This window comes from Streptomyces sp. NPDC048182, assembly GCF_043202555.1.
Classification (GTDB): domain Bacteria; phylum Actinomycetota; class Actinomycetes; order Streptomycetales; family Streptomycetaceae; genus Streptomyces.
The window spans coordinates 423,376-448,662 of record NZ_JBIDAQ010000004.1; the positions used below are offsets into that span (position 1 = coordinate 423,376).

Annotated in this window: 20 protein-coding genes; 7 read left to right on the forward strand and 13 right to left on the reverse strand. The window is 74.7% G+C overall.

Annotation, left to right across the window (positions count from 1 at the left end):
• Positions 1-6: 6 nt before the first annotated feature.
• A complete protein-coding gene (locus tag ACGFZL_RS10690; RefSeq protein WP_393690492.1) occupies positions 7-2,088 on the reverse strand; it encodes a SpoIIE family protein phosphatase in 2,082 nt (693 codons plus the stop codon).
• Between the two features lie 352 nt (positions 2,089-2,440).
• Between ACGFZL_RS10690 and ACGFZL_RS10695 the strand changes: the two genes are divergently transcribed.
• The 3 genes from ACGFZL_RS10695 (at position 2,441) to ACGFZL_RS10705 (ending at position 5,526) form a co-directional block, all read left to right on the forward strand.
• Complete coding sequence (locus tag ACGFZL_RS10695) at positions 2,441-2,812, forward strand: hypothetical protein (RefSeq protein WP_393690493.1); 372 nt, start codon at positions 2,441-2,443, stop codon at positions 2,810-2,812.
• A gap of 107 nt (positions 2,813-2,919) precedes the next feature.
• Positions 2,920-4,935 (forward strand): FAD-dependent oxidoreductase, encoded by a 2,016-nt coding sequence (locus ACGFZL_RS10700; RefSeq protein ID WP_393690494.1) that lies wholly within the window; start codon positions 2,920-2,922, stop codon positions 4,933-4,935.
• 42 nt (positions 4,936-4,977) lie between these two features.
• Positions 4,978-5,526: a PadR family transcriptional regulator gene (locus tag ACGFZL_RS10705; protein ID WP_393690495.1), complete on the forward strand. Its 549-nt coding sequence runs from the start codon at positions 4,978-4,980 to the stop codon at positions 5,524-5,526.
• Between the two features lie 172 nt (positions 5,527-5,698).
• Here ACGFZL_RS10705 and ACGFZL_RS10710 read toward each other — a convergent pair whose 3' ends face one another.
• On the reverse strand, positions 5,699-6,250 hold the full coding sequence (locus tag ACGFZL_RS10710; protein WP_393690496.1) for a hypothetical protein: 552 nt from the start codon (positions 6,248-6,250) through the stop codon (positions 5,699-5,701).
• Between the two features lie 84 nt (positions 6,251-6,334).
• On the reverse strand, positions 6,335-7,318 hold the full coding sequence (locus ACGFZL_RS10715) for a fibronectin type III domain-containing protein (protein ID WP_393690497.1): 984 nt from the start codon (positions 7,316-7,318) through the stop codon (positions 6,335-6,337).
• 496 nt (positions 7,319-7,814) lie between these two features.
• On the opposite strand from ACGFZL_RS10715, the gene ACGFZL_RS10720 reads away from it, so the two are divergent.
• Positions 7,815-8,678, forward strand: coding sequence for a glycoside hydrolase family 75 protein (locus ACGFZL_RS10720; protein WP_393690498.1), 864 nt, complete (start codon positions 7,815-7,817; stop codon positions 8,676-8,678).
• Here ACGFZL_RS10720 and ACGFZL_RS10725 read toward each other — a convergent pair.
• The 6 genes from ACGFZL_RS10725 to ACGFZL_RS10750 all read right to left on the reverse strand — a co-directional run bounded on the left by ACGFZL_RS10725 (position 8,665) and on the right by ACGFZL_RS10750 (position 14,805).
• A complete protein-coding gene (locus ACGFZL_RS10725; RefSeq protein WP_393690499.1) occupies positions 8,665-9,561 on the reverse strand; it encodes an RNA polymerase sigma-70 factor in 897 nt (298 codons plus the stop codon). The genes ACGFZL_RS10720 and ACGFZL_RS10725 overlap by 14 nt on opposite strands.
• Complete coding sequence (locus ACGFZL_RS10730) at positions 9,558-10,775, reverse strand: NAD(P)/FAD-dependent oxidoreductase (RefSeq protein WP_393690500.1); 1,218 nt, start codon at positions 10,773-10,775, stop codon at positions 9,558-9,560. Before ACGFZL_RS10730 ends, ACGFZL_RS10725 begins: the two co-directional genes overlap by 4 nt.
• A 99-nt stretch (positions 10,776-10,874) precedes the next feature.
• On the reverse strand, positions 10,875-11,285 hold the full coding sequence (locus ACGFZL_RS10735; protein ID WP_393690501.1) for a PTS fructose transporter subunit IIA: 411 nt from the start codon (positions 11,283-11,285) through the stop codon (positions 10,875-10,877).
• Positions 11,282-11,917 (reverse strand): dihydroxyacetone kinase subunit DhaL, encoded by a 636-nt coding sequence (gene dhaL, locus ACGFZL_RS10740; RefSeq protein WP_393690502.1) that lies wholly within the window; start codon positions 11,915-11,917, stop codon positions 11,282-11,284. The genes ACGFZL_RS10735 and dhaL overlap by 4 nt, the downstream gene beginning before the upstream one ends.
• 82 nt (positions 11,918-11,999) lie before the next feature.
• Positions 12,000-12,992 carry a dihydroxyacetone kinase subunit DhaK gene (dhaK, locus tag ACGFZL_RS10745; protein WP_393690503.1) on the reverse strand — a complete coding sequence of 331 codons (993 nt, stop codon included), beginning with the start codon at positions 12,990-12,992 and terminating at the stop codon, positions 12,000-12,002.
• A 103-nt stretch (positions 12,993-13,095) separates the two neighbouring features.
• Complete coding sequence (locus tag ACGFZL_RS10750) at positions 13,096-14,805, reverse strand: RICIN domain-containing protein (protein ID WP_393690504.1); 1,710 nt, start codon at positions 14,803-14,805, stop codon at positions 13,096-13,098.
• Positions 14,806-14,937: 132 nt separating this feature from the next.
• On the opposite strand from ACGFZL_RS10750, the gene ACGFZL_RS10755 reads away from it, so the two are divergent.
• A complete protein-coding gene (locus ACGFZL_RS10755) occupies positions 14,938-15,489 on the forward strand; it encodes a hypothetical protein (RefSeq protein ID WP_393690505.1) in 552 nt (183 codons plus the stop codon).
• 23 nt (positions 15,490-15,512) lie between these two features.
• Here ACGFZL_RS10755 and ACGFZL_RS10760 read toward each other — a convergent pair whose 3' ends face one another.
• From ACGFZL_RS10760 to ACGFZL_RS10775, 4 genes are all read right to left on the reverse strand, one after another.
• Complete coding sequence (locus ACGFZL_RS10760) at positions 15,513-16,616, reverse strand: GDSL-type esterase/lipase family protein (protein WP_393690506.1); 1,104 nt, start codon at positions 16,614-16,616, stop codon at positions 15,513-15,515.
• 34 nt (positions 16,617-16,650) lie between these two features.
• Positions 16,651-18,315 (reverse strand): beta-1,3-glucanase family protein, encoded by a 1,665-nt coding sequence (locus tag ACGFZL_RS10765; protein ID WP_393690507.1) that lies wholly within the window; start codon positions 18,313-18,315, stop codon positions 16,651-16,653.
• Between the two features lie 188 nt (positions 18,316-18,503).
• Positions 18,504-21,329 carry an AbfB domain-containing protein gene (locus tag ACGFZL_RS10770; RefSeq protein ID WP_393690508.1) on the reverse strand — a complete coding sequence of 942 codons (2,826 nt, stop codon included), beginning with the start codon at positions 21,327-21,329 and terminating at the stop codon, positions 18,504-18,506.
• A gap of 136 nt (positions 21,330-21,465) precedes the next feature.
• Entirely contained in the window at positions 21,466-22,917 is a 1,452-nt protein-coding gene (locus ACGFZL_RS10775) for an aromatic amino acid ammonia-lyase (protein ID WP_393690509.1), read from the reverse strand.
• 139 nt (positions 22,918-23,056) lie between these two features.
• On the opposite strand from ACGFZL_RS10775, the gene ACGFZL_RS10780 reads away from it, so the two are divergent.
• Together ACGFZL_RS10780 and ACGFZL_RS10785 are read left to right on the forward strand one after the other, a co-directional pair.
• Positions 23,057-23,881 carry a MurR/RpiR family transcriptional regulator gene (locus tag ACGFZL_RS10780; protein ID WP_393690510.1) on the forward strand — a complete coding sequence of 275 codons (825 nt, stop codon included), beginning with the start codon at positions 23,057-23,059 and terminating at the stop codon, positions 23,879-23,881.
• Between the two features lie 7 nt (positions 23,882-23,888).
• On the forward strand, positions 23,889-25,226 hold the full coding sequence (locus ACGFZL_RS10785; RefSeq protein ID WP_393690511.1) for an MFS transporter: 1,338 nt from the start codon (positions 23,889-23,891) through the stop codon (positions 25,224-25,226).
• The last annotated feature ends 61 nt before the right edge of the window (positions 25,227-25,287 follow it).

A 25,287-nucleotide genomic window follows, 5' to 3' on the forward strand; every position in this document is an offset into this window, starting at 1 on the left:
CGGGCGTCACTCCTCGCCGGGCGTGATCGCCCGGGCGATCAGCAGGGCCACGTCGTCGGCGTTCTCCGGCTCGTGCAGGGCGCGCAGGAGGTGGTCGGCGACCTCCTCGAGCGGGCGGTCGTCCGGCCCGTCGAGCAGGGCGAGGAGCTGGTCCAGGCGTTCGTCCAGGGGGTGGCGGCGCGTCTCCACCAGGCCGTCGGTGTACAGGACCAGGCGGTCGCCGGGTTCCAGGCCGACCGCCGTGGTGGAGAACGCGACGTCGCCCACGCCCAGCGGCACCCCGGTGGGCAGGTCGAGCAGCTCGGGCGGGCGCCCGGCGCGCAGCCGGACCGGGGGCAGGTGCCCGGCGTTGGCGATCCGGCACTGCCGCAGCTCCGGGTCGTGGACGGCGTAGACGCAGGTGGCGATGGCCGCCTCGAGCCCTGCCGTGGTCCGGTCGAGGTGGCCGAGCAGCAGCGCCGGGTCGAGGTCGAGGGCGGCCAGGGTGTTCGTCGCGGTGCGCAGCCGCCCCATGGACGCCGCCGCCGTGATGCCGCTGCCCATCACGTCGCCCACCACCAGCGCCGTCTTGCGGCCCTCCAACGGGATCACGTCGAACCAGTCGCCGCCCACCTCGCTGGTGGCCTCGGCCGGTTGGTAGCGGGCGGCGACCTCCAGGCCGCCCGTGGTGCGGGGGTGGCTGGGCAGCAGGCTGCGCTGGAGGGTCAGGGCCGCGTCGCGGGCGTTCTGGTACCAGCGGGCGTTGTCGATCTGGAGGGCCGCGCGGGCCGCCAGCTCCCGGGCGAGCAGCAGGTCGTCCTCGCCGAACGGCAGCGGGTTGCGCATCCGCTTCAGGTCCAGGGAGCCCAGCACCTCGCCGCGCGCGATCAGCGGCACCGCCAGGTAGGAGTGCACACCCGCCCGGCGCAGCAGCTCGGCCGCCTCCGGTGAGCGGGCGATGCGCGGCAGGTCGGCCTCCGTCACCGCCGGCACCAGCACCGGCTGCCCGGTGCGCACGCACTCGGTGACCAGCCGGTCGGGCCCGTACCGGGCGACCTGGCCGGGCGGATCGGCGGCCTCGAGCGCCTCGGGCGCCTCGTCGGCCTGCACGGCCAGCGCCCGGATCACCGCCGGCTCGGCCGGCTGGAGGGCGCTGCGCCGGCCCTTGACCACCGCCTCCAGCAGGTCGACCGCCGCTATGTCGGCGAGCCCCGGCACGGCGACGGCGGCCAGCTCGTGCGCCGTGCGGTCCAGCTCGAGGGTGGTCCCGATCCGCGCCGACGCCTCCGCGACGGCCGCAAGCCGGCGCCGCGCGGCCTCCGCCTCGGCGCCCGCCCGGTGCTGCTCGGTGACGTCCACGAGGGACACGGCGACGCCGAGGACCTCGTCGAAGGTGTCCTCCAGGCGGTACAGGGAGACCGACCAGGTGTGCTCGTCCTCGGGGTCGGCCGGCGTCCGCCCCGACATCAGGCGCCCGACGACCGGCTGCCCGGTCTCCAGGACCCGGCGTGCGGTCGCCTCCAGGTCGGAGGTGTCCACGTGCGGCAGCACCTCCCGCATGGTCCGCCCGATGTGGCCCTCGGCGGGCACGCCGTCCAGCTCCTCGACCGCCGGGTTGACCGAGACGTAGCGCAGCCCGGTGTCCAGGACCGCCAGGGCGGTCGGGGACTGGCGGATCATCCGGCTGGCCAGCGCCACGTCCCGCTCGAGGCGGCGCACGGTCGACCGGTCGGCGGCGAGCCCGAGCGCGTAGACGTCGCCGAGGTCGTCCAGGAGGCGCATGTTGCGGAACTCCACCAGCAGCGTGCGGCCGTCCTTGTGCCGAACGGGGAAGGCCCCGGCCCAGCTCCGGCCGGTCTTCATGACGTCGGTGAACAGCCGCACCACCGTGTCGAGGTGCCGCTCGTCCACCATGATCCGCGCGGCGTGCCGGCCGAGGGCCTCCTCGGCCGGCCAGCCGAACAGCTCCTCGGCCTGCGGGCTCCACAGCACGATCCGGCCCTCGGTGTCCAGCACGATCGAGGCCACGTTCAGCACGTCGAGCAGCCCGCTGGGCCGCACCGGTTCGCGGGGCGGCCCGGCGGCGCCCGCGGACCCGGCTCCACTCATCCCATGCCCCGCCTTCGCCGTCCAGCGGCACTCCTCGCCGACGCCGCCACCGCCACCGCCCTCTCGCACTTCGCCCGCGCAGGGCCGTCCGGCGCCTGCCGCCACCTCCCAGCATCACCCGGCGCGGCCCGACCCGCCGCACGGGACCGGCGACCGGCCGCATCCCCCGGTGCCGAATTTGCTCTGCGCATGTCCAGCGGGCGCCGTGACACTGCGCGCCGGACCCGCACCGCCCGCCCGGCACGCTGCGGGTGGCCGAGGCTCGCCGGTAGTGCTCCGCCTGAGGTGGTGCTTTCCTGGGCGTACCGGTGCTTTCCGGCACCGTGGCGGGTCCGCGAGAGGAGCGATCACGATGGACCGCGAGCGACTGCATCCGGAGGCCGTCTCCCTTGAGCTGAGCGGGTGCAGCAAGGAGGACGCCCGCACCGTGTTCGACGTCCTCGGCACGTGCTACTCCTCCGACCGGGACGCCGGAGACGTGCCCCGGGACTACCACGAGGTGCGCCCGACCGTCTGGCTCGGCACCTTCGACGTCACCGAGGAGCGGCGGGAGCAGTGCGACCCCGCGCACCTGGCCGCCTCGGTGGAGGCCGACGTGCAGGGCGGCTACTGGGCGATCGAGCGCTTCCGCACCACCCTCGACTCCCTGTTCACGGTGCACGACCTGAGCGGGGCCTCCGGCGACCAGGAGCGGGAGCTGCACCTGCGGCTGGAGAGCCACTGACCTCGCTCCGACAGGAGCCCCGTGCGCCAGCCTTCTTGTGCAACTAGTTGCACAAGAAGGTGGCCGTCCTCTACAACAGAGGCACACCACCGCGCACGGAGGCCCCGATGAGCCGTTACCCCCACCTGCTGAGCCCTCTCGACCTGGGCTTCACCACGCTGCCCAACCGGGTCCTGATGGGCTCCATGCACGTGGGCCTGGAGGAGGCGGAGAACGGCTTCGCGCGCATGGCGGCCTTCTACGCCGCCCGCGCCCGCGGCGGTGTGGGCCTCATCGTCACCGGCGGCATCGCCCCCAACGACGAGGGCCGGCCCTACCCGGGCGGCGCCCGACTCACCACCGAGGCGGAGGCCGAGCGGCACCGCGTGGTCACCGAGGCGGTGCACCGCGAGGGCGGCCGGATCGCCCTGCAGATCCTGCACTTCGGCCGCTACGCCTACCACCCCGACCTGGTCGCCCCGAGCGCCCTCCAGGCGCCGATCAGCCCCCACGTGCCGCGCGAGCTGACCGACGCCGAGGTGGAGCGCACCGTCGAGGACTACGTCCGCGCCGCCCGCCTCGCCCGCGCGGCCGGCTACGACGGCGTCGAGGTCATGGGCTCCGAGGGCTACCTGATCAACGAGTTCACCGCCGCGCGCACCAACCACCGCACCGACCGCTGGGGCGGCTCGTACGAGAACCGGATGCGCTTCCCCGTCGAGATCGTCCGCCGGGTGCGCGAGGCCGTCGGCGAGGAGTTCGTCCTCGTCTACCGGCTGTCCATGCTGGACCTGGTCGAGGGCGGCTCCACCCTGGACGAGGTGGTCACCCTGGCCAAGGCCGTCGAGGCGGCGGGCGCCACGCTCATCAACACCGGCATCGGCTGGCACGAGGCCCGCATCCCCACCATCGCGACCTCCGTGCCGCGCGGCGCCTACACCTGGGTCACCAAGCGGCTGATGGGCGAGGTGTCGGTGCCGCTGGTCACCACCAACCGCATCAACACCCCCGAGCTGGCCGAGCGGCTGCTCGCCGACGGCACCGCCGACATGGTCTCGATGGCCCGTCCGATGCTCGCCGATCCCGACTTCGTCGCCAAGGCCGCGGCCGGGCGCCCGGAGGCGATCAACACCTGCATCGGCTGCAACCAGGCCTGCCTCGACCACACCTTCAGCGGCCGGATCACCTCCTGCCTGGTCAACCCGCGCGCCTGCCACGAGACCGAGCTGGTCCTCGCGCCCACCCGGCGCCGCAAGCGCGTCGCGGTCGTCGGCGCCGGGCCGGCGGGCCTCGCCGCGTCGGTCACGGCCGCCGAACGCGGCCACGACGTCACCCTGTACGACGCGGCGGCGGACATCGGCGGCCAGCTGAACGTCGCCCGCCAGGTCCCCGGCAAGCAGGAGTTCGACGAGACGCTGCGCTACTTCCGCACCCGGCTGGCCGAGGAGGACGTCACCCTGCGCCTGGGCGCCGCCGTCACCGCCGCCGACCTCGACGGCTACGACGAGGTCGTCGTCGCCACCGGCGTCAGCCCGCGCGTCCCCGAGCTCCTCGGCACCGACCACCCCAGCGTCGTCGGCTACCTGGACGTGCTGCGCCACGGCGCCCCCGTCGGCGACCGGGTCGCGATCCTCGGCGCCGGCGGCATCGGCTTCGACGTCGCCGAGTACCTCACCGACGGCGGCGACAAGGCCCACGAGGACCCGGAGACGTACTTCCGCCGCTGGGGCGTCGACACCGCCTACCGGACCGCGGGCGGCCTCGCCGCACCCGAGCGCCCCGCGCCGCCGCGCACCGTGCACCTGCTCCAGCGCAAGACCACCAAGGTCGGCGCGGGGCTCGGCCGCACCACCGGCTGGATCCACCGCGCCGAGCTGAAGCACCGGGGCGTCACCATGGTCCCGGGCGTGCGCTACGACCGGATCGACGACGCCGGGCTGCACATCACCGTCGACGGGCGGAGCACCGTCCTGGAGGTCGACACCGTCGTCCTGTGCACCGGGCAGGAGCCGCGCCGCGACCTGTACGACGAGCTGATCGCCGCCGGGCGCAGCGCCCACCTGGTCGGCGGCGCCGACGTGGCCGCCGAACTGGACGCCAAACGCGCCATCAAGCAGGGCACCGAGCTGGCGGCGGCGCTCTGAGGGCCACCGGGGGCCCTCCCCGGCCCTCCCTAGGATGACCGCATGTCACTCCCGCACGCGATCCTCACCGCCCTGGCCGAGAAGCCGTCGTCCGGGCTGGAGCTGACCCGCCGCTTCGACCGGTCGATCGGCTACTTCTGGTCGGCCACGCACCAGCAGATCTACCGCGAGCTGGGGCGCCTCGAGACGGACGGGCTGATCCGGGCGCTGCCCGCCGACCAGCCGGCGCGCGGGCAGAAGAAGAGCTACGAGGTGCTGCCGGCCGGGCGTGCCGAACTCGCCCGCTGGGCCGCCGCCGCGCACGACCCCAAGCCGCTGCGGGACGTGATGCTGCTGCGGCTGCGCGCCGCGGCCGTGGTCGGCACCGCCGGCATCGAGGCGGATCTGCGGCGCCACCTGGAGCTGCACGAGCGGCAGTTGGCCGAGTACGAGGAGATCGAGGAGCGCGACTTCCCGCCGGACCGGGACGCGGCCGAGGACCGGCTGCGGCACCTGGTGCTGCGGGCCGGCATCGACCTGGAGACCTTCTGGACCGGCTGGCTCAGGCACGCGCTGGCGGAGCTGGCCGCGCTGCCCGCCGACGCGACCTAGGGCGTGTCCGCAAAGTCCCGCCTGCCGTGCGACGCCCGGCACCCACTCTCGCCGCACCGGGCGACACCCGCGTACAACCAGTACGCGGGCGTCCGCCCGGCACACCGAGAGCACGCACCGGACGCCGCGCGGCCCGCCCTACGGGCGGACGACGGGACTTTGCGGACACGTCCTAGAACCGGTACGGCTTGGCGCGCCGGCGCAGGAACCAGGCCACGCCGATCACCCCGGCCCCGACGAGCGCGCCGCCGGCCACCAGCGTCACCGTGCCGAAGTCCTGCACCGCCCCGCCGACCCCGCCGAGCACCCCGCGCGGGGAGGCCGCGGGCGACGGCGCCGCGGACCGGGTGGGCGTGGGGGAGGGCGCCGCGGAGACGATCACGCTCTGCGAGCCGGCGTTGCTGTTGTTGGAGCACAGCACGACGACCGTGTAGGTGCCCGGGGTGATGCCGGACCAGGCGGCCGACTGGCCGGCCGCGGTGCCCGACAGCGCCACCTGGCGCCCCTGGGCGAAGTCCGCCTGGCCGCTGGTGAGCAGCGAGGCGGTGCCCCAGCTGCCGTTCAGCTGTGCGCAGGCGCTGGTGGTGACCGACACGGTGGTCCCGGTGGTGCTCACCGAGATGCCCGGCCCGGCGGCGGCGGGCCCGGCGGCCAGGGCCACGGGCAGCGCGAGCGCGGCGGCCCCGGTCAGGCCGGAGCGGAGGAGTGACGGGGAGATGCGCATACGGGCAGCCAACAGGGCACCGGGAGGCCCCGCATGCCGAGCGCGACCGGGCAGGTGACAGGTCCGGCGGCACCGCGCCCGGGCTCACCCGCCGGTCGTCGTCACCGTACGCTCCGCCGAGAAGCCTCCCCAGGTGCCGTCGGGGAGCCGGGCCCGGATCCGCACCCGGTGCGTGACCCCGCTCTCCTCGCCGGCGTAGAAGCTGTACTCCGCCTTCTCGCGCGGCGCCTCGCCGCCGTAGACGAGCGAGGTGGCCAGGTGGCCGTCCAGGTGGATCTGGTACTCGGTGACCACCCCGTCGGTGCGGGGCGGGATCCAGTCGAGGTCGATGTAGTACGCCCCGTCGGCGCGGTGGGTGGCGGCGCGCAGGCCGGTGGGGGCGCTGTCTAGGCCGTCGTCGGTGCCGGGCGTGGTCAGCCGGACGGCGGTACCGGCCGGCGAGACGTTGTCGGCGGCGTCGCGGGCCCGGACCGTGAAGGAGTAGGCGGTGCCCGGGCGCAGCCCGGTCACCACGGTCGCCGTCTGGGCGCCGCCCACGCTGTGCACCTTCGCGCCGCCCTGCCGGACCTCGTACGACACCACGCCCCGGTCGTCCCGCGCGGCGGTCCAGGTCAGCTGCACCGCGCGGTCGCCGGCCGCGCGGGCCCGCAGCGCGCCCGGCGCCGTCGGTGCCGACCGGTCGGCGGCCGTGGCGGCCGGGGTGGTGGCGCGGACCTCGCCGCTCGGCGGCCCGAGCCGCCCGTCGGCGTCCCGCGCCCGGACGGTGAAGACGTAGGCGGTCGCGGGGCTGAGCCGGACGAGGTCGGCCATGTGGTCGGCGGCCGGCACCTCCTTCACCTTGGCGCCGCCCCGGTAGATCTCGTAGGTCTCCGCGCCGGCCTGCGCGTTCCACATCACGTGCACCGTGGTCGCGCTGCCGGCCTGGGCGGTGACGCCGGTGGGCGCCCCGGGGAGGCGGCCCTCCCCGGCACCGTCGTCGGCTCCGCTGCCGCCGCACGCGGTGAGCAGGGCCAGGGTCCCGCACAGCAGCGCGGCGCGAGGCAGGGCGGTCGGGGGGATACCTCGCACGGCGCTGCCTCCCGGACGGCCGACGGCAATGGTCCGGACCAATATGCGCCCGGGAGAGGAGCGCGGCAAGGGTGCGTGCGTGCCCCCGGCTAGAGGGGAGTACGTATGCTGGGCCCCCTGACGGGGCCGGAACTCGCCCCCGCAGTGGGGGAGTTCGGCCCGAGGCGCGGACCGCTGTCGTCGCTGTCCCCGCGCCGGCACGGGCGGCCGGGGGGGGCCCCCGGGGCCCCCCCCCCCCGGGGCGGCCCCGCCCCCCCCCCCCCCCCCGCGCGGGCCCCCCCCGCCCCCGCGGGGGGGGGGGCGGGGGGGGGGCGGCCCCCGGGGGCGGGGGGGGGGGGGGGGGGCCCCGGGGGGGGGGGGGGCCCCCCGCCCCCCCCCGGCCCCCGTCACCGCCCCCGGGCGTACCCCGTACGGCCGCACGGGGGTGGTCACGGGGGCGAACCGGGCACAGATGGGGCCGAGTGACCGTCCCATGTCCCCCAGGAGAGGCCACCTCGTGCGTGTCCAGTCGCTGACACTGGTCGCGGCCAGCGCCGCCCTGCTCGCCCCCACGACGTTCCCCGCCACCCCGCCGCCGCACCGGCCCGCACCGCCCGCCCCGGCCTGGGCGGAGCGCCGGGTGCCGGACCGGGCCGACCGGGGGGTCCGTCCCGCCCCTCCGGCCGGCCCCGCCCCGCGGCACCTCACCCGCCCCTCCACCGCGGCCCCCGCGCGTCCGGCCACCCGTCCCGCCCCGAAGGCCGGGGCCGTCCGCGCCGCCGACCTGCTGGCCAAGGTGCGGCACTGCACGCCCGTGTCGCACGGCCGCTACCGCAGCGACGCCGGGGCGCCCGCCGACATCCCGGTCTGCGGCACCTCCGGCGCCGTGTTCTGGAAGGCCGACCTGGACGTCGACTGCGACGGCCGGCCCGGGAAGAAGTGCAACCGCCGCACCGACCCGCACTTCACGCCCGCCACCGCCGTCGCCCAGTCCGACGGCCGGCCGCTGGATGCCGAGCGGCTCCCCTACGTCGTCGTGCCGCAGCCCAGCGACATCTGGGACCACCGCAGGCAGGGCGTGCGCGGGGGGTCGGTCGCCGCCGTCGTCCACAAGAACCGGGTGCGGTACGCCGTCGTCGGCGACGTCGGCCCGCGCGACCTCATCGGCGAGGCCTCCTACGCCGCGGCCAAGGCCCTCGGCGTCCCCGCCGACCCGGTCAGCGGCGGCGCCGCCTCCGACGTCACCTACATCGTCTTCAAGGACAGCGCCGCCAAGCCCGTCGAGGACCCGGCCGCCGCCGCGAAGGAGGGCGAGCGGCTGGCCCGCGCGTTCGTCGGCGACGGCGGGGCCCGCCGCGCGGCCGGCCTCAGCCCAGGGTGAGCGGGGTCTCGGCGCCCAGGCGGGACAGCTTCCCCGGGTTGCGGACGTAGTACAGGCCGGTGATCCGGCCGTCCACCACCCGGGCCGCCATCACCCCGTCCACCTCGTCGTCCAGGCGCAGCACGAGCGCCGGGTTCCCGTTGACCACGGCGGGCTCGGCGGCGAACCGGGCGTTCGTCCTGCGCAGCCCGCCCGCGATGAACCGGGCCACCTTGTCCGCGCCGGCGACCGGATGGCGCGCGGCCTGCCGGACGCCGCCACCGTCGCTCAGCAGGACCACGTCCGGGGCGAGCACGTCGAGCAGGCGCTGCGGGTCACCGGTGGCGAGCGCGCTGCGGAACGACTCGAGGACCGCGCGCGACTCCCGCGCCGAGACCGTCTCGCGGGGCCGGCGCGCCTCCACGTGCCGGCGGGCGCGGTGGGCGATCTGGCGGACGGCCGCCGGGGTCTTGTCCACCGCTGCCGCGATCTCGTCGTAGCCGACGTCGAAGACCTCGCGCAGCACGAACACGGCCCGCTCGGTCGGCGACAGCGTCTCCAGGACCAGCATCAGCGCCATCGACACGCTCTCGGCCAGCTCGACGTCCTGCGCCACGTCAGGGGTGGTGAGCAGCGGCTCGGGCAGCCAGGGTCCGACGTACGCCTCCCGGCGGCGGGCCAGGGCGCGCAGCCGGTTGAGCGACTGGCGGGTGGTGACGCGGACCAGGTAGGCGCGCTGGTCGCGGACCTGGTCCTGGTCGACCTCGACCCATCGCAGCCAGGTCTCCTGGAGGACGTCCTCCGCGTCGGCCGCCGAGCCCAGCATCTCGTAGGCGACGGTGAACAGCAGGTTGCGGTGCGCGACGAAGACCTCGGTCGCCGCGTCGGCGGTGCGCGTGCTCACCGGCCGGCCGCCGGTCCGGCCGGGGCGGCGGGAGTGGCGGAGGCGGCCGGGCCGGTGCCGCGCACCGGCTCCCGGCGCTCCTGGCCCTTGGCCCACCAGGTGCGGACGCCCGGCTTGCGGGCCTCGTACGCCAGCTGCCACGGGATGCCGCGGCAGATGAACTCCTTGAGCCCGGCCCCCGTCCGGCCGCCCACGCTGACCGCGCGGACCGTGTCGTCCTTGTGGGTGAGCTGGAAGACGCCCGCGTGCCGGCCGAGGCTGAGGCACTGGGCGACGAAGCCCACGCTGACCGGGGCCGGCCGCTCGCCCGCCAGCCGGCTGAGCACCGTCCGGGCGGCCTGCGGGCCCAGCTGCACCGCCGCCTGGCAGCTCATCCGGAACGGCAGGCCCGAGGGCGCCGCCGAGTCACCGGCCGCGACGATCCGGTCGTCGTCCACGCTGGTCAACGTCTCGTCCGTGAGCAGGCGGCCCAGCGCGTCGGTGGTCAGCCCGCTGCGCGCGGCCAGGTCCGGCACCCCGAATCCGGCGGTCCAGACGGTCACCGCGCTCGGCAGCTCGCGACCGCCGCTGAGCCGCACGCTGTCCCGGGTGACCGCGGTGACCACCGCCTCCGGACCGTCGAGGACCCGCACGCCCAGTCGGCCCAGCCGCCGGGCGACCGTGCGCCGGGCCCTCGGGTGCAGCGAGGGGCCGAGCACCCGGCCGGCGACCAGGGTGACCGCGCGGCCCGCCTCCGCCAGCTCGGCGGCCGTCTCGATGCCGGTCACCCCGCCGCCCACCACGGTCACCGGTGCCGTGCGCGCCGCCGCGTCCAGGGCCGGGCGCAGCCGCTCCGCCTCCTCCAGGCCGCCCATCGGGTAGGCGTACTCGGCCGCCCCGGGCACCCGCGGCTCGGCGCTGCCGCTGCCCACCGCGTAGACCAGGTGGTCGTAGCCGACGGACCCGCCGTCGGCCAGCACCACCGTGCGCCCGGCCGCGTCGATCCGGTCCACGGTGCCGACCAGCAGCCGGACGCCCTCGGCCAGTACCTCGCGGTAGTCGCGGACCGCCTCGTGGGTCCCGCCGACCCGCTGGTGCAGGCGGATCCGCTCGACGAAGACCTCGCGCGGGTTGACCAGTGTCACGCGCACGTCGTCGCGCAGCGTCAGGCGGTTCGCCGCCATCACCCCGGCGTATCCGCCGCCCACCACGACCACCTCGGTGTTCCGGTTCACGGTGTCTCCTTCGTCGTTCGGTTGCTCGGCCTTCAGACACCGGGGCCGCCACGGCTGTGACACGCTGTGATCCAGATCACCGGAGAACGCTCCGGGTGCCTACTCCTTCCGGTAGGAGTAAGCCTCCGCGGCCGCCGCCTCCACCGCCGCGAGGTCGGCCCCCGTCGCCGCCGTGACGACCGCGGCCACCGCGCCCTCGACGAAGGGGGCGTCGATCAGCCGGGTGCCCTCGGGCAGCTCGTCGCCCTCGGCCAGCAGGGCCTTGACGGTGAGCACCGCGCTGCCCAGGTCGGCGAGGACGGCGACCCCCGCGCCCCGGTCGACGGACGCGGCGGCGGAGGCGACCAGCTCGGAGCTGGTGCCGAAGCCGCCGCCCGCGGTGCCGCCGGCCGGCGCGACGGACACCTCCCCGCCGCCCCCGGCCAGGGCCTTGGCCAGCGCGGCCACCGACGCGGCGACCTCCGCGCTGTGCGACACGAGCACGATGCCGACCGTCTCCGCCCCGCTCATCGGTCCGCCTCCTGACCGGCCGCGTCACCGCTCGCCGCACCGGCCGCTTCCTGGAGCGCCGCGACGAGCAGCGCGGCCGACGTGGCCCCCGGGTCCTGGTGCCCGATGCTCCGCTCGCCCAGATAGCTGGCCCGGCCCTTGCGGGCCTGGAGGGGCGTGGTGGCCCGGGCGCCCTCGTCGGCGGCGTCCCGGGCCGCCGCGAAGGAGTCGCCGAGGGCGTCCACCGCGGGCAGCAGCGCGTCGAGCATCGTCTTGTCGCCCGGCGCCGCGCCGCCGAGCTGCCGCACCGCGTCCACCCCCGTCCGCAGCGCCTCGGCCAGCTGCTCCCGGCCCACCTCGGCGTCGTCGCCGAGCGCCTTGCCGGTGCGGCGCAGCAGGGTGCCGTAGAGCGGCCCCGAGGCGCCGCCCACCGTGGAGATGAGCTGCCGCCCGGCGAGGGTCAGGACGGCGCCGGGCGTGCCGGGCGCCTCCTTCTCCAGAGTGGCCGTCACCGCGGCGAAACCGCGCTGGAGGTTGCTGCCGTGGTCGGCGTCGCCGATGGCGGAGTCGAGGGCGGTGAGCCGCTCCGCCTCACGGTCGACGAGTGCGGCGGTCGCCGTCATCCAACGGCGGAAGAAGTCGGCGTCGAGCACGGGGTCTCCTTGCCTGATGGGCCCGATGAACCTGACGGGCCCGATGGGTACGTGTCCGGTGGGTTCCCTTCCCCGTGCGCCGTCACATGCCCCACCGCAGTCCCGCCGTACGCACCGGCGCGTCCCACAGCCCGAGCAGCTCCTCGTCGATCTGGCAGAGCGTGACCGACGCCCCGGCCATGTCGAGGGAGGTGACGTAGTTGCCGACCAGGGTGCGGGCCACCGGCACCCCGCGCTCGCCGAGCACCCGCTGCACCTCGGCGTTGAAGCCGTACAGCTCCAGGAGCGGCGTCGCGCCCATGCCGTTGACCAGCACCAGGACCGGGTTGCGCGGCCGGAGGTCGGTCAGGACCGCCTCCAGGGCGAACTCGGCGATCTCGCCGGACGTCATCATGGGACGCCGCTCGCGGCCGGGCTCGCCGTGGATGCCCACGCCCAGCTCCAGCTCCCCGGCCGGCAGGTCGAAGGTGGGGCTGCCCTTGGCCGGCGTGGTGCACGCGGCGAGGGCGACGCCGAAGCTGCGGGAGTTCTCGTTGACCTGGCGGGCGATCGCCGCCACCCGCTCCAGGGGCCGCCCCTCCGCCGCCGCGGCACCCGCGATCTTCTCCACGAACAGGGTGGCCCCCGTGCCGCGCCGGCCCGCCGTGTAGAGGCTGTCGGTCACCGCCACGTCGTCGTCGACCAGGACCTTGGCGACCTGGATGCCCTCGTCCTCCGCCAGCTCGGCGGCCATGTCGAAGTTCAGCACGTCGCCCGTGTAGTTCTTCACGACGAACAGCACCCCGGCGCCGCTGTCCACGGCCGCCGCCGCCCGCACCATCTGGTCCGGCACCGGCGAGGTGAACACCTCGCCCGGGCAGGCCGCCGACAGCATCCCCGGACCCACGAACCCGCCGTGCAGCGGCTCGTGCCCGGACCCCCCGCCCGACACCAGGGCGACCTGGCCGGCGACGGGGGCGTCCCCCCGCACGACCACCCGGTTCTCCACGTCCACGGTCAGTTCCGGATGGGCGGCGGCCATACCGCGCAGCGCGTCCGCGACCACCGTCTCCGGGACGTTGATGAGCATCTTCACGGCTACCTCCAGGTGGGACCGGCGATGGAGCCTCCGGACCTCCATCTTCGCCGGTCACCACGGAGCTGACCAGTCTTTGATCACGCCCGGGCGGGCAGCGCCCTCAGACCCGCTCCAGCCGCCAGATCTGCGGCTGCAGACCGTTGCAGGTCCACTGCCGGACATCCCCGCCGGGCTCCCGGGAGCCCGCGGCCACGTCCAGGCACTGCCCGCTGGCCGCCGAGACCAGCCGGTAGACGGAGCGGCCGACGTTCTCCAGGCGCCAGTCCTGGGCCGGCTGGGCGTTGCAGTACCACTGCCGGACGTCCGCGCCCGGCACCGAGGAGCCGTTCTCCAGGTCGAGGCAGAGGCCGCTGTTGCGCCCGGTGAGCGTGAACCGGCCGCCGCCGCGCGCCCGGAGCGTCCACTGCTGGGGGCCGAGACCGTTGCACGTCCACTGCTGCACGTTGCCGCCCGCCACCCGGGAGTCGCCGGCCACGTCGAGGCAGAGCCCGCTGTTCGCGCTGACCAGGCGGTACAGGGCGCCGTCCACCACGCCGGCCGCGTCGCCGCTGCCGGTGAGGCCGCCGGTGGCGACGTAGGCCCGGCACACCGACCCGTCGAAGTCGGTGGCGATCTCCAGCACCTGCCGGCCGTCGGCGGAGGGGAGGAGGGGCGAGCTGTAGTTCTGGCAGTAGTTCACCCCGGGGTCGGCGACCCGGACGGGTGCCTCGATCTCGTACCAGGGTCCGCCGCCGTTCTCCGTGTTGGCGAGGATGGTCCGCCCGCTGTCGGCGGCCACGGTGCCGTCGCGGTTGAGCAGGCGCTGCCCGATGAGCAGCAGCCGCCCTGCCGCTCCGCCGCCCGGCGACGGCGCCCAGGCCAGGGTCGGCGCGGCGCGCAGGTACTTGCCGTCGGGTGTCTCCGGGCGCCGGCCCGGCTGCGTGGGATCACCCCAGTTCCAGCCGTCCGCCGAGGTCCGGACGTACACCGCGCACTGGTACTGGCCGCCGGGGTTGCAGATCTCGTACGCCATGGCGTACGAGCCGTTCGGCAGCCGGCGGACCACCGGCATGCCCGGCCGGTCGGGCGCCGAGGTGCTCGCCACCGTGTCGTGCCGGTCCTGCCAGTGGACGCCGTCGTAGCTGCGCGCGGCGACCAGTCTCTGGCTGTGCGCCGGGTCCGTCTCGTCGGCGTAGTGGCAGACCAGCGCCCCGTCGGCGGCGACGGAGAACTCCGGCTCCCACAGGCCGCCGGTGCCGCGGGCGGTCGCGCAGGAGGACAGGTAGGACCAGGTCCGGCCCACGTCGTCGCTCCGCCAGACGCGCAGCGCCATCCGGCGGTCGGGCACGTCCTGGCCCGCCGACGCCGCCCACAGCAGGGTGCCTGCGGGCAACGCGCCGATCTGCCGGGGCAGTTCGAACAGGGTGGCGCAGCACAGGCCCCGGCCGCCCGCCGACTCGGGATCGCCGATCCGGCCCACCTCGCGGAAGTGGGCGCCGCCGTCGGTGCTCTCGTGGACGGCGCCGACGCCGCTGTCGCCGTCGAAGGTGACGACACTCGCGAGCACCCGGCCGTTGGCCGCCCCGCTGTACGCCAGCCGGACGGCCCGGGGGTACAGCGCGGTGCCGTCGCGCAGGGGCGTACCCGTCGCCGCGGCGACGGCTGGCCGTCGCCGCGGCGACGGCTGGCGCGGCGGGGCGCGCGGTGACCGCGGCGGGGCCGGGGGCCGCGCCGGCCGGCGTCGCCACCGGCCCCAGCAGGGCCAGGACGACGGCAGCGCCAGCGGGCCACCGGAGCGCGGCGAGCGGGTGGCGGAACGACCGTCGGACACGTCTGAGCACGGGACACTCCTCTTCGTCGGACGTCATGGGTTCGTCGGACGTCATGGGTCTTCGGGAGGCCGCCGCCGGGCTGAGTACCCGTGCTCATGACGCCCTGCCAGGCGCCTGACAGCATCGGGGACATGAACACGACCAGAGCGACGAGGACCAGGCGGCTGACGGCGGCGGCAGCCCTGGTACTCGCCACCGGGTGCGGAACCCTGCACGCCTCGGACGCCGACGCGCGGCCCACCCCGAGCACGCCGACTAAGACCCCGTGTCCCGGCGAACATCCCACCCCGTCGGCGTCCTCGACCGCGCCGGGCGTGACCCCGGAGCCGGGTGACCACTACGCCGAGAACCACGGCTTCCGCGTCCCCCTCCAGCTGCGCGGCCGGCCGCGCTGCGCGGGACTCGCCGTCGCGGCGCGGATCGAGAAGGCGCTCGAACCCCTGCGGGAGCGGGGCGACTTCGCCCCGGCGCACACCCGCGCGGCGCTGCTCGGCCTCGGCTATCCGGAGGGCGCCGTGCAGACCTACCAGAACGGTCCCACCGGCGTCGGCTTCCTCGTTCTGGCGGACGACACGCCCCTGCTGTGCGTGGAGGGCGGCCTGGACCGCGCCGCCACGCACGCCACCGCCTTCGGCGGCTACCCCGATCACTCCGGCTGCGACATGCCCAGCGGCGGGCACTGAACGCGCGCCGCCGCGAGCGCCGGTCAGATCCAGGGCGCCGGGGCGCCCAGGGTCGCGAAGTCGATCGCGTCGATCTCGGCGTAGCAGGCGCCCTTGGCGAAGCGCAGGGTGTTGGCGCCCTGGCGGAGCTGGACGTCCACGCCGGTCATCGTCCACTCGTCCCAGCCAAGCGAGGGATGGGTGAGCGTCGTCGCCGGTGCGCCGTTGACGGTGAGCTGGTGGCCGCAGGGCGTCCCCATGCCGTTGCCGGCGCGGACGTACATGCGGTAGCCGCCGGTGTAGGGGGCGTTGATCGTGTACTGGAGATAGCTGTCGGCGTAGTCGATGTGCCCCGCCTTCCGACCGCCCGACGCCGTGGCACTGGCCGGCAGGTCGGCGTGGTTGACCACGGCGTAGGCCGGGTTCTCCGCCTCCCAGCGGGTGACCGGCGAGGAGACCAGGGCGGAGTACCAGCGCGCCGCCATCTTCGAGTAGCCGCCGCCGGTCGGGTGCACGCCGTCGGCGAGGTCGGCGGTGGTGAGCGCGGAGTGCATGGACACGAAGTGCACGTGCCGGCCGCGGGAGGCCAGCGCCGAGACCACGCCAGGGACGGCCGCGTTGAACTGCTGGGCGCGGGCCTCCAGGACCGGGTCGGCCAGCGGGATCAGGTCGGAGACGAAGACGTCGGCGTTCGGGGCGGCAGTGGTGATGTGGTCGAGCAGGGCGGAGAGCCGGGCGGGCGCGCCGGCCGGGTCGTGGTTCTGCACCATGTCGTTGGTGCCGATGTGCAGCAGCACCGTGCGCGGTGCTGCCGAGCGGACCCAGCCGGCCGCGTTCGCGTCGATCTGGTCGATCCGCCACCCCGAGTGCCCCTCGTGGTCGTGGTCGCCGAGCCGCGCCGGACCGTTGTACTGCGAGCCCACGAAGTCGTCGCGGTGCCCGTCCGCCGTCAGGTACTGCCACAGGTCGGCGCGGTAGCCGCCGGGCACGTTGAAGCCGTCGGTGATGGAGTCGCCGAGCGGCATGACGCGCACCCCGCCGTTCGACTCCGCCCCGGCGGTGGGGGCGGAGCCGAGCAGGGCGGCCACCGCGCAGGCGAGGACCGCGGGCAGGGCGACCAGGTGTCTGACACGCGTGCGCAGGGGCATGGGGATCTCCCGGGAGGGGCGGGCGGGGGGACGGTCAGCGGGCGAAGGTGAACCAGTTGACGTTCACGAACTCGGTGGTGCTCTCCGCGAAGGTCAGATACACGTCGTGCACGCCGGTCACCGCCCGGGTGACGTTGGCCGGCACCGTGCGCCAGGTCTGCCAGCCGCCGGTCGAGCCGATGTTGATCTCGGCGACGACCGGCCCGGTCGCGCTGTCCACCCGCACCCGGACCGCGCCGCTGACCCCCGCACCCACCCCGGAGGCGAGGCGGGCCTGGAACTGGGTCGGCGAGGAGCTGCCGAAGTCCACCGAGGAGTACTTCAGCCAGTCCCCGGCGGCCAGCCAGCCGACGTCGCGTCCGCCCCCGTTGTCGGTGCAGGTCTCCGTCTGCGTGCCGCTCTGCGCGGCGAAGTCCTCGGCCTGGAAGGTGGCGTAGGCGCTGGTGCCGCCCCCGCCGCCGGGCGGGTTGGTGCCGCCCCCGGAGCCGGGGCCGAGGGTGATGGTCCAGGACGTGGGCGCGCCGTCCTGGAGGTGCCCGTCCACCGGGGCGGAGCCGGTCGGGCCGACGTCGTCGTAGGGGAAGGCGTAGCCGATCGTCGCGTGCTGGTGCACGAGGCGGGCGTAGTGGTTGGTCACCGGGTCCGTGTAGTACTGCGCGGGGGTGACCCCGCTCGGCTGGTTGTCGCCGCCGGCGACCAGCAGGTTCGAGCGGTTGAGGGCGGCGGCGAGCCGGGCCGCGACGGCGCCGCGCGCGTCGGCGCCCGAGTTGTACAGCGGCCCGCTCGCGCAGCCGAAGATGTCCACCGCCGACGGCTTGGTGAACGGCACGCCGTTGGTGTTGAGGCCGGTGAAGACCAGGGTGTCGCCGGAGACCCGGCCCGAGTAGCGGCCGATGGAGCCCTGGCCGTCCACGGTGAGGGTGTGCGTGCGGTAGTAGTCCCACACCCGGTCCAGGTAGGGCCGCCAGTACGTGCCGAAGTCGGCGGGCGCGTGCGACGGCGCGAGGACCCGCAGCACCGTGCCGGCACTGTCGGTCGCCACCAGCCGGTCCCAGGGCGCCCCGTCGGCGGAGTGCTGGGCGCGCAGCCCGGAGGCGATGGCGACCAGCGCGCCCGAGGGCAGCGCCGGCACCGACTGGGCGCCGGCCGCGCCGGTGGTGGCCATGGAGACCGGCAGCGCGACCATGTCGACGTAGCTGATGTTGGCGTAGAGGTTCGCCGGGTTGTACGTGAACTCGGCGAAGGTCCAGCTCGTCGTCCAGTTGGGGTCGTTGCTGGTGAAGCCGGGCTGGACCAGGCCGGGGACGCCGCCGTTGCCGCCCGGCGGGTTGACGAAGAACTGGATCTTGCGGCCGGTGGAGAACCAGACCCGGCCGCCGATCACGTAGTCGGTGAGGGTCAGCCGGGTCGGCGCGGAACCCGAACCGCCCAGCGGTATCGCGTAGTCGGGGGCCGGCGTCAGCACCGAGGAGGGGCTGGGCAGCCGGTGGAAGCGGCCGTCGGCGGTGACGAAACCGGGCCAGCCGGAGGTGTCGGCGCCGCTGATGTAGGCGTAGACCTGGGCGGAGCCGCCCGAGTTGTTCGCCAGCGCGATGGGCAGAGAGGCCGCGGCCGGGGCGGCCGAGGCGGGGAAGGGCCGGGTGGCGGCGAGGGCGGCGGTGGCCGCCGCGGCGGTGAGGAAGGTACGGCGATCGAGCACGACGGGCTCCTGGGGAGTGGGGGAGTGGGGGGTGTGCCGTTCGTGCGGTGCGGGGGTGCTCAGGGTGGGGGAGTGCGTGGGGGAGCGAGCGGTGGGAGCGGTTCCACTATTGGACTGCACCAATGCGCGGGTCAAGAAGCGTGCACTGGTGCAGTCCGAGTGGCGTCCGTGTGGCGACGAAGGGCCGGTCAGGGCGCCCAGGGCGCGTCGACCGACCAGCTGGCGTCCGCGGAGAGCGCCTGCGGACGGGTGTAGGAGTCTCCGCCGCCGTTGCCGGCGGAGATCCACACCTCGGACGCGTAGTGCCGCAGATAGGAGCCCGGGACGTTGAGCGACTCGAAGGTCACCCCGGTCCCGCCCAGGCCCGGCCGGGCGCAGAACGTGGCGTCCTCGCGGAACAGCGCCGAGTTGTCGTTCGCCGCGAGGCGGACCCGGCTGTCGGCGTGCCGCAGGAACTGGCCCGGGTAGTTCACCGACTCGAAGGAGTAGCAGGAGGAGTCGGCGAGGCCGCGCCGCAGCGTGAAGGTGGCGTCCTGCTTGAGCAGCGAGGCGCTGCCCGAGCCGACCACCTCGGTGCCGGCCAGGCCGCCGGCGTGCCGCAGGTAGCGGTCGGTGAAGCCCCAGGTGGTCACCCGCAGCGACTTGCGGGCGTCGGTCGGGAGCAGCACCGAGCTGCGCCACAGCGCGGGGACGTCGACGTTCCAGGTCGCGTCGGCCGCGAAGGAGGCCGCGTTGTCCCAGGCGTTGGGGCCGCCGCTGCGGGCCAGGTACACGTTGTCCGCGTAGTGCCGCAGGTAGGAGCCGGGGAAGTTGGCCGACTCGAAGGACGTGCCGCCCGCCGCGAGGCCGGGCCGGCCGCACCAGGTGGCGTCCGCGGCGAAGGAACCGCCGGTGTCCGCGTCCAGGCGCACCCGGTTCGCGGAGTGGCGCAGGTAGCGGCCCGGGTAGTTCACCGACTCGAAGGAGTAGCAGCGCGGGTCGGACAGCCCCGTGACGGTGCGGAAGGACGCGTCCTGCCGGGCGCCGTCGGCGGAGGCGGTGCTCAGCACGTCGGTGCGGCCCAGGGAGTCGGCGTGCCGCAGGTAGCGGTCGGTGAGGCCGGGAGTGGTGACCTTGAACGACCTGACGTGCCCCAGGGTGAGCGGGGCGGGGGAGTTGAGGTTGCGGGAGGCCGCGATCAGTGCGCCGTGCGCCTGCCGCAGCTGCGCGGTGTCGACCTTCTGCACCCGGCGGTCGTAGCTGAACAGGCCGTTGTACTCGCCCTCCACGTCGGTGATCTCGGTGTAGACGTAGGCGGACAGGCCCTTGGCCGTCATCAGCCGCTGCGCGTCGCGGACCATGCCGGTGTACCGGTCGTTGAGCTGCGCGCCGCTCGTCACCTGCTCGTAGGCGAAGAACTTGCCGTCGGGGCTGTACTCGTGGCCGGGCGTGCGCAGGCCGATGCCGCCGAACTCGCCGAGGACGGAGACCCGGGTGCTGGTGGGCAGGGGTGCGTCCGGGCCGGTGTAGACGTGCCAGTCGGCGATGTCGCCGGTGCCCGGATCGCCGCGCGAGTCGCAGCAGTTGTAGCCGCTGTGCGGGTTCATCAGCCGCGACGGGTCGTAGTTCTCCAGGTCGGTGGTGATCCGCTTGGTGGCGTTCAGGTCCCACTCGCCCCAGCCCTCGTTGAAGGGGACGTAGGTGACCACGGCCGGGGAGAAGCGGTGCTCGTCGATGATCTCGCGGGCCTCGGACTCGAACTCCGCGGTCTGCGCGGCGGTCCTGGTGTGGTCGAAGGCCGGGGTGGACGGGATGTCCTGCCAGACCAGCAGCCCGAGCCGGTCGGCGTGGTAGTACCAGCGGGCCGGTTCGACCTTGATGTGCTTGCGGACCATGTTGAAGCCCAGGTCCTTGTGCTTCTGGATGTCGGAGGCGAGCGCGGCGTCGGTCGGCGCGGTGTAGAGGCCGTCCGGCCAGAAGCCCTGGTCGAGCGTGCCGATCTGGAAGACGAACTCGCCGTTGAGGGTCGGTCTCATGACCCCGTTCAGCATCTTCTTGCCGATCTCGCGCATGCCGAAGTAGCTGGTGACCGTGTCGACGGCCGACCCGGAGGCGTTGCGCAGGGTGACCCGCAGGTCGTAGAGGAACGGGTCGTCGGGCGACCAGCGGCGGGCGTTCGGCACCGGTACGGAGAACTCGGTGAAGCCGCCGGTGGCCTCGCCCACCACCTGGGTGCCGTTCAGCGCCTCGGCCCGCACGGTGTGGCCGCTGACGTCGCCGCGGGTGAAGACCCGCACCCGGGCCGTGCTGGTGGCCAGGTCGGCGCGGATGTCGACGGAGTAGATGGAGGAGGCCGGGGTGGGCTCCATCCACACGGTCTGCCAGATGCCTGAGGTGGGCGTGTAGAAGATCCCGCCGGCCTTGCTCACCTGCTTGCCGATCGGCTGCTTCTCGCCGCGGGCGTCGGTCGGGTCGTAGACCCGCACGATCAGCTCGTTCGCGCCGCCCTTGAGCTGGGCGGTGATGTCCGTCTCGAAGCGGTCGTAGCCGCCGCGGTGGGTGGCGACCTGCGTGCCGTTCACCCAGACCGTGGCCTCGTAGTCGACGGCGCCGAAGTGCAGCTGCACCCGTCGGCCGTTCCAGCTCTGCGGGACCGTGAAGGTGCGCCGGTAGAACATCAGGTCGCGGTTGTCGTTGCGCTGGATGCCGGAGAGGGCGGACTCCACCGGGTAGGGCACGAGGATGCGCTCGGGCAGCGTCTGCCCCACCGGGGGAGCGGCGTTGCGGTCGACGTTGCCGGCGCCGTCGGTGGGCGGGTTGAGGAACTCCCACTCGCCGTTCAGCGACTGCCAGTCCGGCCGCGTCATCTGCGGTCGCGGGTACTCCGGCAGCGGGTTCGTGGTGGACACCTGATCGGTCCACGGGGTGGTCAGAGGTGGTGCCTTGGGGACGACTGCGGCGGAGGCCGTGCCGGAGAGGACCGGTATCCCGGCCATCACCAGCAGGGCCGCCAGGCAAGCCACGATGCGTCGCATCGGACTCCTTCGGGGGAGGAGCGGCGAGAACGCGGGGAACGTAACATGAAACAAACTCCACCGGAATCACTCAGGAAACATCAACAATCCAACATCAACGCCCACTTGGGAGGCGCCACTCCGGGTCAGGGTCCGCTCAGACGGCCGCCAGGCGATCCAGGAGCCGCTCCGCCTGGCGGATCTCCGAGCTGAGCGGGTGGTCCTCCGCCACGTGCGGCAGCCCGGTCGACGCCAGGCGGAACGCCTCGCGCAGCGGCGTGTCCGGCAGTTCGGCCTCGGACATCCGCAACGCCCTTACCGCACCCAGGAGTTCGCAGGCGAGCACCGTCCGGTAGGCCGCCGTCGCCGTCACCGTGCTGCGCACCGCGTGGGTGGAGAAGCTGGCGTGGTCCTCCAGGCCACGGGAGATCACCGCGGTGCCCAGGGTGACCGGGGACGCGGCGTGCCGCAGCGTGCCGAGGGCGTCGTGGGCGACGTACTCCAGGATCATCACGCCCGAGCTGCCCGCCGGGCCCTCGGCGAGGAACGGCGGCAGCCCGCTGAGGTCCGGCTCCACCAGGTCGCTCAGCCGCGCGGCGGACAGCTCCGCGATGTGGTGCAGCGCGGCACGCAGGTGGTCGAAGGCGAGGGCGACCTGCGCGGTGGAGAACTGGCCGTGGTGGTAGGCGTGCCCGCTCTCCACGTCGATCAGCGGATTCTCCGCCGCCGCGTTGATGTCCACCTCCAGGACCCGTTCCACCATGGCCGCGGCGTCCAGCGCCGGACCCTGCACCTGCGGGAAGGCGCGCAGCCCGAACGGGTCCTGGAGCCGGCGCCCCGGCGGCAGGTCGTCGCCGGAGGTGAGCAGCCGCCGCAGCTCCGCCGCGCACCGCACCGCGCCGGGGTGCGGTCGCGAGGCGTGCACCCGCTCGTCGTACGCCTCCGCCGAGCCGCCGAGCGCGCAGAAGGTCAGCGCGGTCACCACATGGCTCGCGGCCAGCAGCCGGGAGAGGTCGTGCCAGGCCAGCACCGCCTCGGCTAGCGTCGCGGCGTTGCTGGAGATGAAGGCGAGCGCGTCGCCGGGACTGATCGCGACCGGGTCGATGCCGCCGGATTCCCAGGGCACCTCGCCGGCCAGCGTGAGCCCGATCTCGGCCAGCGCGGTCAGGTCGCCGGTGCCGATCGCGCCCCGGGTGTGCACCAGCGGCAGCGCCCCGACCCGCAGCGCCGTCTCCAGGCCCCGCAGCAGCCTCGGGTGGACGCCGCTGCCGGCGGCGGCGAGCTGGTTGAGCCGGACCGCCATCACCGCCCGCACCGCGTCGTCGGGCAGCGGGTCGCCGGTGCCGCCGGCGTGGCTGCGCAGCAGGCGCAGGCCGTGCAGGTCGGCGGCGTCCGGATCGACCACGATGTGCCGGTTGGCGCCGACGCCGGTGGTCCGGCCGTACACCGCGCCCTTGGCGCCCAGCTCGACGGCCAGCTGGTAGCTCCGCTCCGCCCGGGCGAGGGCGTCGGGGGCGAGTTTCGGCCATGCGCTGCGCCGGGCCACACGGACCACGTCGGCGCACCTGAGTCCGGAGCCGCTGATCAGGATGCGGCTGGAGTCGGTCATCGGGACCCCTCTTGACAAGACTTCATTCATTGCTGTGAATGGCATGTAACTCTTGATTCGCGACGATGACAAGCCACCAGCCGTAAGCCATCGGCCACCAGCCGTAAGCCATCAGCCACCCGCCGGCAAGGAGACCTCGGTGCCCCGGTCGCTGCACGAACTGCTCACCGCCCACCGGCTCACGCCGGCCCAGCGGCGCATCGCCAGCTACCTCCTGGAGCGGCCCCGCGACGCCGCCGCGCTCACCAGCGCCGAGCTGGCCGAGCACGCCCAGGTCAGCCAGCCCTCGGTGACCCGCTTCGTGGCCCTGCTCGGCTTCGACGGCTACGGCGACTTCCGCCGCTACCTGCGCACCGCCACCCCGGAGCCGGTGGCAGCCCGCGGCGGCAACAAGTTCCAGGCCGCGATCGACGCCGACCTGCGCAACCTCGCCGTCCTGCGCGCCCTGCTCGCCGACGACACCCGGCTGCGGAAACTCGCCGCCCGGCTGATGGCGTCGACCCCGCTGCTCGTCGCCGGCTACCGGGTCTCCGCCGCCCAGGCCGCCTCCTTCGCCTACCTGGCCACCAAGATCCACCCGGACGTGCGGCTGCTCACGGACGCGGGCAGCGTCTTCGGCGACCAGCTGCGGCACGCCCACCGGGCCGGCGCCCGGACGCTGGTGCTGCTCGCCCTGCCCCGCTACCCGCGGGAGAGCGCCGCCGCCCTGGACCAGGCCCGCGACCTGGGCCTGCACACCCTGCTGATCACGGACCGCCCCGTCACGGCGCTCACCCCGCGCGCCGACGACGTGCTGAGCGCGCCGGTCGCCACCGCGTCCGTGTTCGACTCGCACGCCGCCGTGGTCTCGCTGACCGTGGCACTGGTCGAGGCGATGGCCGACGCGGCCGGCGCCTCGGCCAGGCAACGACTGGAAGGTTTCGAAGACTATGCCGCCCAGCACGACCTCTTTCTCCGGGAGTGAACCACCCGTGACCACCGAGAGCGCGCCCGCCGGCGGCGAGGCGACGGCCTTCGACGACGTCCCGCTCAACCGCTTCCACCTGCGGATCACCGCGCTGACCTTCTGCGCCAACTACTCCGACGGCTACGAGCTGGGCATCATCAGCATCGCCCTGCCGGTCATCGCCGGCCAGCTCGGCTTCGGGACGGTCTGGGAGGGCCTGCTCGGCGCCTCCGCGCTGATCGGCATCTTCCTCGGCAGCGTCGTCGTCGGCTGGGCGGCCGACAAGATCGGCCGGCAGCGCCTGTACACGTACAACTTCGTCCTCATCGCCCTCGCCTCCGCCGCCGAGTTCTTCGTGACCGGACCCACCCAGCTCTTCGTGCTGCGGCTGCTGATCGGCATCGGCATCGGCGCCGACTACGCGCTCGGCCCCACCCTGGTCGCCGAGTTCGTGCCCCGCCGCTACCGGGGCGGCCTGCTGGCCTCCCTCACCGTGCTGTGGACGGTGGGCTACGTGGTGGCGTTCTTCCTCGGCAACTGGATGGTGGCCCTCGGGGACGACGCCTGGCGCTGGCTGCTCGCCACCAGCTCCCTGCCCGCCGTCGCCGTGGTGCTGCTGCGCCTCGGCGTCCCCGAGTCGCCGCGCTGGCTGCTCGCCCGCGGGCGGGTGGAGCAGGCCCGGGCGGTGGTGCGCCGGCTCGGCGGCGACGAGGCCGCCCTGCAGTCCCTCGCCCGGATCGCCCGGGCCGCCGCCGACCGGCCCAAGGCCCGCTACCGCGACCTGTTCGGCCGCGCCCACTGGCGGCACACCGCCTTCGGCGTCGTCTTCTACAACGCCCAGGTGGTGCCGTACTTCGCCATCTACACCTTCCTGCCGCTGGTGCTGCTGAAGATGGGCGTCGGCGAGGAGGACACCACCAGCGACGGGCTGCTGAACCTGTTCCTGCTGGCCGGCTCGCTGGCCGGCCTGTGGTTCGTCGCCAAGGCCACCCGGCGCGGGCTGACCATCTGGTCCTTCGCCGTCCTGATGGCCACCCTCGCCCCGATGGCCCTGTGGCCGAGCGCGCCGACCGCGCTGCTCTTCCCGCTCTTCCTGGCCTTCACCTTCACCATGTCGGCCGCCGTCAACCTCGACCAGGTCTACCCGGCCGAGCTGTTCCCGACCGACCTGCGCAGCTCCGGCGTCGGCCTGCTCAACGGCCTCAGCCGGATCGGCTCGGCCATCGGCACCTTCCTGCTCCCGCTCAGTCTCGACCACGTCGGGTTCTCGCCCACCATGCTGATCCTCACCCTGGTCCTGGCCGGCGGCCTGGCCGCCTCGGTGGCCTGGGCGCCGGAGACGAAGAACCTGGCCCTGGACTGAGCCGTGCGCCGCCCGGGGTACCCCGGGCGGCGCAGCACCGGCGCGGGGCACGGGTGCGCGG